This is a genomic window from Rhizobium sp. BR 249 (genome assembly GCF_047445895.1).
In the GTDB taxonomy this organism is placed as follows: Bacteria; Pseudomonadota; Alphaproteobacteria; order Rhizobiales; family Rhizobiaceae; genus Rhizobium.
In genome coordinates, this window is the sequence record NZ_JARWKX010000039.1 from 1 (window position 1) to 12,796 (window position 12,796).

Consider the following 12,796-nt stretch of genomic DNA (forward strand, 5'->3'; position numbering starts at 1 on the left):
CCTGCCTTGCATACGAACCAGGTTGTTCCAGCAACCATTCGGGCCACGATGAGGAGCCGATCGCGATCCTGCTTCTCCCCAACCCTAAAGGTTCTGGTGGCTGCGATCCGACAATCGGCGCGCCTTTGGCCGGGCGGCCGCCCGGCCAAAGGCAGTCACCTTATACAACATCTCTTATGCAAGGTGGCCCGAAGGGTCGGATGAGGGGGCCACACGCAACACCTTCAGTAATAGTCTACACCGCACAACGCTGGCAACGCCGTCTCCGGCATCCCAAACACGCCGAAACGATACCAGCACGGTCGAAGCCGGCATGGACGTTCTTGAGAAGCCGTTTTCGCGGCCCCTCACCACGCCCAATCAGAACAACCCTTCGATATAACCCTGCTCATTCAGAAAAATCCGTTCCGCCGAGGGCGATTTCGGCAGGCCGGGCATCGTCATGATCTCGCCGGTGATGGCGACGACGAAGCCGGCTCCGGCGGAAAGCCGCACCTCCCGCACGGAGACGATATGGCCTTCCGGCGCGCCGCGGAGATTCGGGTCAGTGGAGAAGGAATACTGCGTCTTCGCCATGCAGACCGGCAGTTTGCCGTAGCCCTGCTCCTCCCATGTCTGCAACTGGTCGCGCACCGCCTTGTCGGCCGTCACCTCGCCGGCATGGTAGATCTTCGAGGCGACGATCTCGATCTTTTCGAACAGTGAAAGGTCGTCGCCGTAGAGCGGCTGGAATTTCGCCTGGCCGGATTCGGCCAGTTCCACTACCTTATGCGCCAGTTCCTCGATGCCGGCCGAGCCCTTGGCCCAGTGCTGGCAGAGGATCGCTTCGGCGCCGAGCCGCGAGACGAATTCCTTCACCGCCGCGATCTCGGCATCAGTATCCGTGACGAAATGATTGATCGCGACGACCACGGGCACGCCGAAGCGGCGCACATTGGCCACATGCCGGCCGAGATTGGCGCAGCCCTTCTTCAGCGCCGCGACATCCTCCGTGCCGAGATCCTCCTTCTTCACGCCGCCATTCATCTTCAGCGCCCTGACGGTCGCGACGATGACGGCCGCATCCGGTTTCAGCCCGGCCTTGCGGCACTTGATGTCGAAGAATTTCTCCGCGCCGAGATCGGCCCCGAAGCCTGCTTCCGTCACCACATAATCGCCGAGCTTCAGCGCCGTCTTCGTCGCCGTCACCGAATTGCAGCCATGGGCGATGTTGGCGAAGGGGCCGCCGTGTACGAAGGCCGGATTGTTCTCCAGGGTCTGCACCAGGTTCGGCTGCATCGCATCCTTCAAGAGCACCGCCATGGCGCCATCGGCTTTTAGGTCGCGCGCATGCACCGGCGTCCTGTCGAAGCGGTAGCCGACGATGATGTCGCCGAGCCGCCGCTCCAGATCCTTGAGATCGGTGGCGAGGCAGAGGATCGCCATCACCTCGGAGGCGACGGTGATGTCGAAGCCGCCCTGGCGCGGGAAGCCGTTGGCGACGCCGCCGAGCGAGGAGACCATGCTCCTCAGCGCCCGGTCGTTCATGTCCATGACCCGCCGCCAGGTGATGCGGCGGATGTCGATATTCTCCTCGTTGCCCCAGTAGATGTGGTTGTCGATCATCGCCGCCAGCAGATTGTGCGCCGAAGTAATCGCATGGAAATCGCCGGTGAAATGCAGGTTGATGTCTTCCATCGGCACGACCTGCGCATAGCCGCCGCCGGCCGCTCCCCCCTTGACGCCGAAGCAGGGGCCGAGCGACGCCTCACGGATACAGACGATCGCTTTCCTGCCGATCCGGTTCAGCCCGTCGCCGAGGCCGACGGTCGTCGTCGTCTTGCCCTCGCCCGCCGGCGTCGGATTGATCGCGGTGACGAGGATCAGCCTGCCGTCCTTCTTGCCCGCCTGCGCCGCAATGAAATCCGCGCTGATCTTTGCCTTGTCGTGACCATAGGGAACGAGCTGCTCGGCCGGAATGCCGAGCTTCGCCCCGATTTCGACGATCGGTTTCTTGGCCGCGGCGCGCGCGATTTCGATATCGGATTTGATTGTTGGCATGGATGGTCCCCGTCCCGGCCCGCGCAGGCGCGAAGGCGTTTGTCCTCGTCATTGGGATATCGAAATATCGGCAAGCTGTGAATAGCGCTCGCCTTGTGGCCGCCACGCTGGACGGTTATGTGGCGCTCAACGAACGCGGCCTCTCAAGGTGAAGACATGAAAGCACTGGAACTCCTCATCGAGCGTATCATCCTGTCGAGCCGCTGGCTCCTCGTCGCCTTCTATATAGGCCTGGTGCTGGCGCTCGCCGCCTATGCCGTTTCCTTCGGCTACAAGCTCTTGAAGATCGCCTCCAGCGTCTTCGTGCTCGACGAGGCGGGGATGATCCTTGCCATGCTCAGCCTGATCGATGCGGCGCTCGTCGCAAGCCTGATCGTCATGGTGATGATCTCCGGCTACGAGAATTTCGTCAGCCGTTTCGATGAAGCCGACGGGGCCGACAATGAGGTTTCCTTCCTCGGCAAGCTCGATTCAGGCAGTCTGAAGATCAAGGTCGCCTCCTCGATCGTCGCCATCTCCTCCATCCACCTGCTGCAGGTCTTCCTCAATGCCGACAAATACGAGGACGGCAAGATCATGTGGCTGACGCTCATGCACCTCGCCTTCGTCGCCTCTGCCGTCATGCTCGGCTTCCTGGAGAAGCTGATGAGCGCTACGTCGAAGAACGATCTGAAGGATAAGGGTTAGCCGCCCGAAGGCGTCGACGTAGCCGGCGCGGGCGGCACGGCCGCCGGATGGCCATGGCAGACGGCCTCGGGTGTGGCGTCCGGCGCGCAGAGCGGCATGCCGGGCCACTCATTGTAGGCCAGCATGTCGGTGGTCAGGCCCATTCGAAGCGCGTCAGCGGGCGGTACGATGGCGATGCTGTCGGGTTTGGCGCTCATCATCGTGTCGATCACATCGTCGCTGACGCCCATTTCCTTCAAATAAGCCATCAGCGCGGCGTTGGCTTTCTTGCCGAGCTTGGTGGAACTGGTCTGGCCCGCCGCCTTGCGGCCGACCTCCTTGCGGGAGACTTCCTTCTTCTTGCCGTTCACCATCTTGTATTCGATGCGGTAAGAAACGCGCACCCTGTTGTAGATGGTCGTGATCTGGTGGACGCCGATGACGGACCATTGCGACGCGACACGCGACGTCCCGCCGGCAAAGGCCAGCGGACAGGCGGAAAAGCAGTATGCACCGGCCGAATAGGTGTAACCGGCAGCAGTGCCATCCTTGGCGATGGCGACATCGCAGAGCGTATCCTGAACCGGACAACCCTTCAGCCGCGTGCCGCCGACCGCCGTTTCCAGGCCTGCCTTGCGGATCATCCGGCCCATCGCATAGGCGGCATCGACGTCACCGCCTTCGGAACGGAAAACGACCGGCAGTTTCCGGTCGCCGATCTTCTTGAGGACCTTTCTCAACCGGGCAGGCGTATCGGCGGTTATGCGCCCCTCGGCCGATATCCATTGCGGACAGTTTTCCTGGCAGAGGAAACTGCGCACGATGGTGAAACGCATCGGGGGCTGCGCCGGCTGCTTCTTCTGCTCGGCAGCCTGCGAGGTTGCAGCCCCGATCGGCAAGGTCAAAAGAAACAAGGAAAGTAACACGAGAGAAAACAGAGACTTCGCAAAAACAGAAATCGCAGGTCGCACGATTAAATCGCCTTGGCTATACATGACGATACGCTTAGCAATTGCCTTGAACCGCAGCAAGCCGGATTTAGACGTCCGCTGCCGGGTTAGGGTCCCATCGCAGTGATTCTCTTCCCAGCCGGCACAGGCGAAATTCGCAGTTATCCCCTGATGAAGGAAGTTATCGATACCACAACGCTACTAGCGTCAACGGCAACTCAACCGAGGCGGGCGCAGTTGTGGCTAATTTTTCACAATTTGAATTAATCGCCTCCCGCGAAGGCAATTGGGACTAGCATCCGGCCGCGTTTCTGTATTTGATAGCGGTAACATTAGGCTGGCTGGGGGCGTATCAATGTCTTACATGACTACCTCTGAAAGACAGTCATTGCTTTCGGCGGAACTTGAAACTGCACGAACACGTAGTCTGTTCGCACAGGCGCTCGGCAGAATATCCGCGGCTTTCGGCCTGTCGCATGCAACGGTGATGCATGCCCCTTCCCCGGAAGATCTGCTCCTGAAACCCCTGCTGATCGAGAGTTCGCTTCCCGCCGCCTATGTCAGGGATTTCGACCGCGCCCACATGATGCGCGGCTGCCCTTTTGGCTTACGGCTGAGGGAGTCGGCCGTGCCGCCCGTGTGGCACCTGAACGACACCGCCAACGCTCACGCTTTCCCCGCCGAGCTGCGCGCGCTGATGTTGCACCATGCCATACCGGCGGGCGTCGCCATGCCGGCCATTGCTGCCGACGGCCAGCGCCTGGTCTTCTGGTTCTGCGGCGAACGGGCAGCGCTCGGCCAGAGCGAGGTCAACGAGCTGGCGATGATCATTCTGCATGCGCTCGATGCCTATAACGCCGTCAAGCGCAATGAGGAGAGCGCGCATAGTGCGCTGTCGGCGCGTGAACTGGAAGTCGTCCGCTGGACGGCGCAGGGCAAGACCTCGATCGAGATCGGCCAGATCCTGACGCTGTCGGACCATACGGTGAATGCCTACATGACCAACGCGATCAAAAAACTCGATTGCGTCAACCGTACCCAGTTGGTAGCTAAAGCCATCCGATTGAAGCTGATCAGCTGAGGAATCAGAAGAGAGTCAGCACGTCGTCCCGTGATCTGGGGGAAAACGTGCCACTGCGCTTCGAACAGCCTGTCATCGACAAAATAGAGCAATCCCGCGCCCATATCGGCATCACCGATGCGGAAATCGTCCAGATGCTCGCGGCCTATCGCTTTTTCGGCTTCTGGCGCATCGACATCGAAACTGGACATTTCTTCGCCAGCGAGGACGTTCACGCGATTTTCGACCTCCCCTACAGCGACGGCCCCGTCAATCTGGCAGAGCTGATGTCGCGCATCCACGCGGAGGATCGCAGCCTGATCGCCGAAACCTTCGAACAGGCGAGCCTTCACGGCACCGGCTTCCATTTCGTCTATCGCGTCGACAACCGACATGGCGGCTACAAGCTGGTGCGCAGCGTCGGCCGCTTCCGCGACGACGCAAGCGGCGGCGGCATCGTCGGCGTCACCTACGAATTCGTCGAGAAACTGCGCGTCGTCGGCTTCGAGGACAACGCGCAGCACCGCTGAATATCCTATCGGTCGAGCACCGAACGGATCTCGACGAGGTTCGAGCGCACCCGCAGAATGTAGAAGCCCATGGTGGCGAGGTGGCTCGGCATGATCCAGCCATCCTCGCGCCCGTTCGAGATGATTGCCGGCTGAATGCGCAGCGCGGCCTGGAACTGCCGCGTCGTGCCGCCCCAGATCGCGCCGAGATTGCGTTCCTGCACCACCTGCGAGAAATCCGCCTGCGCGGCGGTCAGGATGGCGTAATAGGCGTAGAGCTGGCCATAGGCGAACCAGAACCGGTCGTCGGCGCGCGTATCGAACCAGCCGCGATTGTGGTGCTCCGAGCGCTCGGCGAGCATGTCGGAGGTGCTGCCGAGATCGTTGGCGATGCGGTCGATGAACTGCATCAGATTGTCGGCGCGACCATCGAAAATAGCGTTGCAGGCGGCGAGATCGGTGTTGAACTTGCGCAGGTCTCCGATTGCCGTGCGATAGAAGGAAGGCGTCGGCGTCTTTGGGCCGAAAGGATTGAGCCCGAAATACCAGCTGTATTCGTCGAATTGCAGATTGCCGCGCGCGCGCTGCAAATCGTTGTTGATGCCCGAGGTGCCGCGTACGCGCCCGAGCGTATCGACAAGCTCCGCCGACGTCCGGCGGACCGCCTGGTTGATGCCCCGCTGGAACGACGCCTTGTTATCGAGGAAAGGCGTATGGTCCCAGTCGATGCCGAAGAAGCCCGCCTTGTAGAGCAGCATGGAGGATATCCATGCGTTCTGGTTGACATTGAAATCGGTCAGATCGGCGGTAACGTCGACTATGGCCGAGCGCTGGCAGGTCTTGGCGGCCGCCGTTCCGGCTCCCTCGCCGGCCGGCAGTTCCTGTCCGGCGGGAACCTTGCGTTCGGAAAGCCGGTACTGGTCGACGAAGGCGGTGTTGAAATTCGTCCAGACCTGCGTCTGCCAGAAGAAATAGCCGTAAAGCACGACGAAGAGCGCCACGATCGCGATGACCGGCAGCCGGACCATCCAGCTCCGGCGCTGATACCAGCTGTGCGCGGCAAACAAGGGCCAGAAGGCCCAGGCGAAAAACAGGCGGGCCCAGCGGCCGATCGTCCGGCTGATCAGCCCGAAAAAACCGGCAATCCGGTCAAGCATCGTCGTCTCCTGTCAGGCGAGGCGAACATCGGGGCATCGCAGCCCCCGTTGCATCCACATATGCGCTCGGTAGGCCGAGCACAACACGAGCCCCGCGATTTTTGCGAATGAAAGCAGCCGGAACCCGATCAGGAACGCAGGAACGGCAGGCTGAAGCGGAAGGACTTGCGCGCCGTATCGATCAGCGGCGCTCCCGATGTTGCCGGCGACAGCTCGGCATAGGCCGGAAACTTTCCGGCGGCGTCGATGTCGGCGCGGCCCTTGCGCCGCTCCAGATCCTGGGCGACCAGCATGCCCTTCTCGAACAGCCGGATCGGCGCTGCGATATCGGGAAAGAATTCCGGCTTGATCCTGGCCTTCATGCCCGGCCGGTCGGTATCCACCTGCGCTTGGTAGATGATCAGCCGCTCCTCGACATCGATCATCAGCTTGCGCAGCAGCACGTTGCAGGCGGCGATCCGGCCGTTCAGCGAATCGACGAAAGCCTGGAACAGGCCGATGAAGCGCTCGCGTCGCTGGCTGTCGTCCCGCATCTCGTGCTCCTCGGCGGACATGCGCTCGGCCTCCGCCTTCAGCGCCCGCCGCTCGGCTTCCATCTGCTCCCAATGCGCCCGGTTGCCGTAGACGCCGATCCGGCCCTGGGTCGTCAGCGCCTTGGCGTTGAGCTCCTTCATCTTGAGGCGGGCGATATCGATGGAATCGACCAGCCGGCGCCGCTGCTCGACGATGTCGACGAGGCCGCGTTCGGCCGCCTTGTGGCATTCGACGATCGACGTGCGCTGGCTGGCGATCAGCCTGGCGAGAGCATCCGATTTCGCCAGAAGGTCAAGCAGCCGCTCGACGACGGGCGCCTCGCGCACGCGTTCGGTATGCATGCGCCACATCCGCTGGCGCGAAGTCCAGCCCGCCATCTTCTCGCGCAGCGTCAGCCCGCGGAAACTGTCGAGATCGGCCGAAACCTCCGCCGTCATCCGGTCGAGCGAAAAAACCAGTTCGGCAAGCAGCGCATCCAACGCCGCATTGTCGGCGATATGGGCCTGGAACCGGCCATTCTGTTCGAGAAAAACCTCATCGGCCGACCGCGTCTCGTCGCCGTCAAAGGCACGGATGCAGGCCACGCAATAGGCGCCCTCGGCCGCAATCTTCTCGGCAAGGCCGCCTGCGGCTTCGTACTGGCTGTCGAATGGCGGGGCTCTGCGCACCTAGTCTCTCCAGGGAATCTTCCGCCCCAAGCTAGCCGCTTGTCGCGCCGAAGAAAACAGCCCGTGTCACCGGTCTCAAACCGGCTCGGCGATCCAGGCCCCATTCATTTCGTCGTCCCAGTGCCTGCGGCAGAGCGAGACATATTTCTCGTTGCCGCCGACGTCGATCTGCGCACCTTCGTGCAGCACCTTTCCCTGCGCGTCCAACCGCACCACCATCGTGGCCTTGCGCCCGCAATGGCAGATCGTGCGCACCTCACGCATTTCGTCGGCGATCGCCAGGAGCTCCTGCGAGGCCGGAAACAGCTTGCCCTGAAAATCGGTCCTCAACCCGTAGACCATGACGGGGATGCCGAGTCTATCGACGATGCGGGCGAGCTGCCAGACATGGAGCGGCGTCATGAAATGCGCCTCGTCCACGAAGATGCAGGAGATCGGCGCCCCTTCACCGCTCAGCGTCGTGACCAGCCGGAACAGATCCTCGTCCGGCTCGAAGGGAATGGCGCTCGCCTCCAGCCCGATCCGCGAACCGATGACGCCGCGGCCGGCGCGCTCGTCGAAGGCGGCGATCAGCTGCACCGTGCGCATGCCGCGCTCCTGATAATTATAGGAGGCCTGCAGCAGCATCGTCGACTTGCCGGCGTTCATCGTCGAGTAGTTGAAATAGAGCTTTGCCATCCGATTTCTCCTTGATCGGTTTATTGAAAGCTCGAACTGGCAAAGAAAAGCCCCGTAGCGGCGATAATCACAGGAATCGACGCCCACAAACCGCCGAAAGCCCCGAAAACCGGACAGAACGAAAAATCTGCGGACGTCGCAATCGCACCCGTCGATACGACGCAAACACACTGAGGTCGCTTGTCAAACTGGGCTATTGGTGATTGGCTTGGGGACCTAAAGACTGGGAGTCTAAAATGAAAACAACAAGCGCATTCAAACTCGTCACTGCAACTGCCGTCGCCGCCCTCTCCGTTGCGACCGCCGCCTTCGCCGCCGATCCCGACAGCTGCTCCACCGTCCGCTTTTCGGACGTCGGCTGGACCGACATCACCGCCACGACCGCCACCGCATCCGTCGTGCTGAAGAGCATCGGCTATGAAACCGACGTCAAGGTTCTCTCGGTGCCGGTCACCTACACCTCGCTGAAGAACAAGGACATCGACATCTTCCTCGGCAACTGGATGCCGACGCAGGAAAAGGACGTCCGTCCCTACCTCGACGACAAGTCGGTCGAATCCTTCGGCCCCAACCTCGTCGGCGCTAAGTACACGCTCGCCACCAACGCCAAGGGTGCGGAACTCGGCATCAAGGACTTCAAGGATATCGCCGCCCACAAGGACGATCTCGACGGCAAGATCTACGGCATCGAGCCCGGCAATGACGGCAACCGCCTCGTCATGGACATGATCGAAAAGGACACGTTCGGCCTCAAGGACATGGAAGTCGTCGAATCCTCCGAACAAGGCATGCTCGCCCAGGTCGCCCGTGCCGACAAGGCCGGCAAGCCGGTCGTCTTCCTCGGCTGGGAACCCCATCCGATGAACACCAACTTCAAGCTGACCTATCTCACCGGCGGCGACGATATCTTCGGCCCCGACTTCGGCGGCGCCAAGGTCTACACCAACGTGCGCGCCGGTTACCTCGACGAATGCCCTAACGTCGGCAAGATGCTGAAGAACCTGACGTTCTCCCTCGACATGGAGAACCACATCATGGGCAAGATTCTCAATGACGGCAAAGAGCCCGAAGCTGCCGCTTCCGAATGGCTGAAGGCGAACCCTTCGGCTATCGAGCCTTGGCTCGCCGGCGTCACGAGCCGCGACGGCAAGGGCGACGCACTGGCGGCCGCCAAGACCGGCCTCGGCCTCTGATAGTATGAACGGGGCGGCTCGCCGCCCCGTTTCATTTTTGTCCGATTGTTGATTTTTTTTGGATAGGCGCGCCCTTGAACTGGATCACCGAATTTAAGATTCCGATCGGCCCCTGGGCCAAATCTTTCGTGGATTGGCTGACCTCGAATGGCGAGTGGTTCTTCAACCAGCTCTCATTCCTGCTGTCGAGCGCCATCGACGGCCTGCTCTTCGTGCTGCAGAAGCCCCATCCGCTGATCGTCATCGCGGCCGCTACCGCGCTTGCCTTCTGGCTGCGCCGGTCGATCGCGATCGCCGCCTTCACCTGTCTTGGGCTGCTGCTCATCGTCAACCAGGACTATTGGAAGGAGACGACGGAGACGCTCGCCCTCGTGCTTGCCGCCACCTTCGTCTGTATGGTGATCGGCATTCCGCTCGGCATTGCCGCCGCCCGCCGCCCCTGGGTTTATGCCGCCATGCGGCCGGTGCTCGATCTCATGCAGACGATCCCGACATTCGTCTATCTGATCCCGGCGCTGATCCTGTTCGGCCTCGGCATGGTGCCGGGCCTGATCGCGACGGTCATCTTCGCGATCCCGGCTCCCATCCGGCTGACACGCCTCGGCATCATCTCGACGCCGCCATCCCTCGTCGAAGCAGCCGTCGCCTTCGGCGCGCGGCCGATGCAGGTGCTGCGCAAGGTCGAGCTTCCCTTCGCCGCGCCGCAGATCATGGCGGGCCTCACCCAGACCATCATGCTGTCGCTGTCGATGGTCGTCATTGCCGCGCTCGTCGGCGCCCCCGGCCTTGGCGTGCCTGTCGTACGCGCGCTGAACACCGTCAACATCGCCAAGGGCTTCGATGCCGGTTTCTGTATCGTCATCCTGGCGATCATTCTCGACCGCATATTCCGCGCAGGCGACGAAGGAGACGGCGCATGACAGCGATAGACTTCAAGAATGTCAGCATCATCTTCGGCGACCGGCCGGAAACGGCCCTTGCCATGGCTGACCAGGGCAAGACGCGCGACGAGATCGGCGCGGCGACCGGCTTGGTGCTGGGTGTCGCCAATGCCTCGCTGACGATCGAGGAAGGCGAGATCCTCGTGCTGATGGGTCTTTCCGGCTCGGGCAAATCGACGCTGCTGCGCGCCGTCAACGGGCTCGCTCCCGTGGTGCGCGGCGACGTTTCGGTCTCCACGACCACCGGCCCCGTCAACCCATATAAATGTAATGCCAGGACGCTGCGCGACCTGCGCACCCACACCGTCTCCATGGTGTTCCAGCAATTCGCTCTCCTGCCCTGGCGCACGGTCGCCGAGAATGTCGGCTTCGGCCTCGAGCTTGCCGGCATGCCGGAAGCCGAGCGCAAGGTCCGCGTCGGCGAGCAGCTCGAACTCGTCAACCTGACGAAATGGGCCGACCGCAAGGTCAACGAACTGTCGGGCGGCATGCAGCAGCGTGTCGGCCTCGCCCGTGCCTTTGCCACCGGCGCCCCGATCCTGCTGATGGACGAACCGTTCTCGGCGCTCGACCCGCTGATCCGCACCCGCCTGCAGGACGAGCTCCTGGAGTTCCAGCGGCGGCTGAAGAAGACCATTCTCTTCGTCAGCCACGATCTCGACGAGGCCTTCCGCATCGGCAATCGCATCGCCATCATGGAAGGCGGCCGGATCATCCAGTGCGGTACGCCGCACGACATCGTCAAGAATCCCGCCGACCAGTATGTCGCCGACTTCGTGCAGAACCTCAATCCGATCAACATGCTGACCGCCGCCGACGTCATGCAGCCCGGCCTCGGCCAGACGGCCGCCGGCATGAGCGTCAGCGCCACGGCCCGCGCCGCGACCCCGCTCGTCGATGTTCTCGACGTGCTCGCCCGCCAGCCGGGCAGCATCGGCATCGTGGAAAACGGCGCGGTCATCGGCACCATCACCGCCCAGGATATCGTCGCCGGCCTCACCCGCCATCGCCGCAAGGAGGACGCTTGATGTTTTCAATCCGCTTTGCCACAAAGCGGATATGAAAGATCAGCCTTCGCCCATACGCGAAACCGACGACGAGGCCCGCAAGCTCGCCCGCGTGCTGCTGCGCTCCGCCCGATATGCTGCGATTGCCGTTCTCGATCCCGAGAACGGCTTTCCACTCGCGAGCCGCGTCCTCCTCGCCACCGATATCGACGGCACGCCGGTCATCCTGGTTTCCGGCCTGTCGGCCCACACGAAGGCGCTCGCTAGAGATCCGCGCGCATCGCTGCTGACCGGTGAACCCGGCAAGGGCGATCCCCTCGCCTACGGCCGCTTGACGACCCAATGCGTGGCAGTATCGGTCGAACGCGGCAGCGCGGTCCACGAGCGCATCCGCACGCGTTTTCTCAATCGCCACGCCAAGGCAAAGCTCTATATCGACTTTCCCGATTTCCTTTTCTTCCGTCTCAAACCGGTACAGGCCAGCCTCAATGGCGGCTTCGGCCGCGCCTATCTGCTCGATGGCGACGATCTCATCATCCAGTCGCCGGCAAACGAGCAGGTCGCCGCCAAAGCTGATGAAACAGTGCAAGATTTAGTAGAGCGCCACCCCGACATAGCCGAAACCCTCGCAACGCGGCTAAACGCGCCGGAATCGGGCTCTTGGCGCATCTGCGGCATCGATCCTGCAGGCTTCGAGATGATTTCCGGTGATTTTTTGCTGCGATACGAGTTCGAAACCCTGGCTGTGGATTCCGATCACATTTGTTCAAACATATCTAAAACAGCATACTCGATACCTTAAATTTAGGTATATACAATCTTCGAGCCTAATTGCTAATTTTCGCCGCCTAGTCGTAGTTTCGCCTGGGGCCTGTGCCAACACGATGACGTACGTTTCGCATTAGGAAGATAACAATATGGAAACCTCTGATTTGGCCGATCACACGAATGTGGCGGCAGCTTTATTGTCGGCCATGGCCAACCCGAAGCGATTGCTGATCCTGTGCAGCCTGGTGAAGGGCGAAGTCGCCGTCGGCGTGCTCGCGACGCAGGTCGGCCTCAGCCAGTCGGCTCTCTCCCAGCACCTTTCGAAGCTGCGCGCGCAGAAGCTGGTCAAGACCCGCCGCGACGCGCAGACCATCTACTATTCCAGCACCTCCGAGCCGGTCATGAAAATCCTGGCAACGCTCGAAGACATCTACCTCGTCCAGGGCAGGAGCAGATCCGCAGCCTGATGATAGCGCTGACATGAATGTCGGCCGATACGTGCCGTAAGGGGATGTTCCCGGAGGCGCGGCAACGATATTTCAGTACCAGAACCTTAACGGCACGACCGGCAGATCTCACGATTTGCCGGTCGTGCCTTTTGACGAATGCAAACCCTCCTTGCCCG

General features: G+C 61.7%; 12 protein-coding genes and 1 pseudogene. 8 read left to right on the plus strand and 5 right to left on the minus strand.

Features of this window, described 5'->3' with window-relative positions:
• Positions 1-360: 360 nt before the first annotated feature.
• Positions 361-2,040, minus strand: a complete 1,680-nt coding sequence (locus tag QD408_RS25485; protein WP_414141207.1) for a formate--tetrahydrofolate ligase — start codon at positions 2,038-2,040, stop codon at positions 361-363.
• A 156-nt stretch (positions 2,041-2,196) separates the two neighbouring features.
• On the opposite strand from QD408_RS25485, the gene QD408_RS25490 reads away from it, so the two are divergent.
• On the plus strand, positions 2,197-2,727 hold the full coding sequence (locus QD408_RS25490) for a TIGR00645 family protein (RefSeq protein WP_088681883.1): 531 nt from the start codon (positions 2,197-2,199) through the stop codon (positions 2,725-2,727).
• Positions 2,728-2,735: 8 nt separating this feature from the next.
• On the opposite strand, the pseudogene QD408_RS25495 reads toward QD408_RS25490, so the two are convergent.
• Positions 2,736-3,677, minus strand: a pseudogene (locus tag QD408_RS25495) (hypothetical protein); the annotation flags it as partial.
• 334 nt (positions 3,678-4,011) lie between these two features.
• Here QD408_RS25495 and QD408_RS25500 point away from each other — a divergent pair.
• A complete protein-coding gene (locus QD408_RS25500; RefSeq protein WP_414141208.1) occupies positions 4,012-4,737 on the plus strand; it encodes a LuxR C-terminal-related transcriptional regulator in 726 nt (241 codons plus the stop codon).
• Positions 4,738-4,784: 47 nt separating this feature from the next.
• A complete protein-coding gene (locus QD408_RS25505; protein ID WP_414141209.1) occupies positions 4,785-5,246 on the plus strand; it encodes a PAS domain-containing protein in 462 nt (153 codons plus the stop codon).
• Positions 5,247-5,251: 5 nt separating this feature from the next.
• Here QD408_RS25505 and QD408_RS25510 read toward each other — a convergent pair whose 3' ends face one another.
• The 3 genes from QD408_RS25510 to QD408_RS25520 form a co-directional block, all read right to left on the minus strand.
• Positions 5,252-6,382 carry a DUF2333 family protein gene (locus QD408_RS25510; RefSeq protein WP_414141210.1) on the minus strand — a complete coding sequence of 377 codons (1,131 nt, stop codon included), beginning with the start codon at positions 6,380-6,382 and terminating at the stop codon, positions 5,252-5,254.
• Positions 6,383-6,510: 128 nt separating this feature from the next.
• A complete protein-coding gene (locus QD408_RS25515; RefSeq protein WP_414141211.1) occupies positions 6,511-7,584 on the minus strand; it encodes a hypothetical protein in 1,074 nt (357 codons plus the stop codon).
• A gap of 75 nt (positions 7,585-7,659) precedes the next feature.
• Positions 7,660-8,262 (minus strand): thymidine kinase, encoded by a 603-nt coding sequence (locus QD408_RS25520; RefSeq protein WP_414141212.1) that lies wholly within the window; start codon positions 8,260-8,262, stop codon positions 7,660-7,662.
• Between the two features lie 236 nt (positions 8,263-8,498).
• Between QD408_RS25520 and QD408_RS25525 the strand changes: the two genes are divergently transcribed.
• The 5 genes from QD408_RS25525 (at position 8,499) to QD408_RS25545 (ending at position 12,638) form a co-directional block, all read left to right on the plus strand.
• A complete protein-coding gene (locus tag QD408_RS25525; RefSeq protein WP_088681876.1) occupies positions 8,499-9,455 on the plus strand; it encodes a choline ABC transporter substrate-binding protein in 957 nt (318 codons plus the stop codon).
• A gap of 74 nt (positions 9,456-9,529) precedes the next feature.
• On the plus strand, positions 9,530-10,375 hold the full coding sequence (gene choW, locus QD408_RS25530; RefSeq protein WP_088681875.1) for a choline ABC transporter permease subunit: 846 nt from the start codon (positions 9,530-9,532) through the stop codon (positions 10,373-10,375).
• Positions 10,372-11,424 (plus strand): choline ABC transporter ATP-binding protein, encoded by a 1,053-nt coding sequence (gene choV, locus QD408_RS25535; RefSeq protein WP_414141213.1) that lies wholly within the window; start codon positions 10,372-10,374, stop codon positions 11,422-11,424. The genes choW and choV overlap by 4 nt, the downstream gene beginning before the upstream one ends.
• Before the next feature lie 31 nt (positions 11,425-11,455).
• Positions 11,456-12,205: a HugZ family protein gene (locus tag QD408_RS25540; protein WP_414141214.1), complete on the plus strand. Its 750-nt coding sequence runs from the start codon at positions 11,456-11,458 to the stop codon at positions 12,203-12,205.
• Between the two features lie 115 nt (positions 12,206-12,320).
• Positions 12,321-12,638, plus strand: coding sequence for an ArsR/SmtB family transcription factor (locus QD408_RS25545; RefSeq protein ID WP_088681872.1), 318 nt, complete (start codon positions 12,321-12,323; stop codon positions 12,636-12,638).
• The last annotated feature ends 158 nt before the right edge of the window (positions 12,639-12,796 follow it).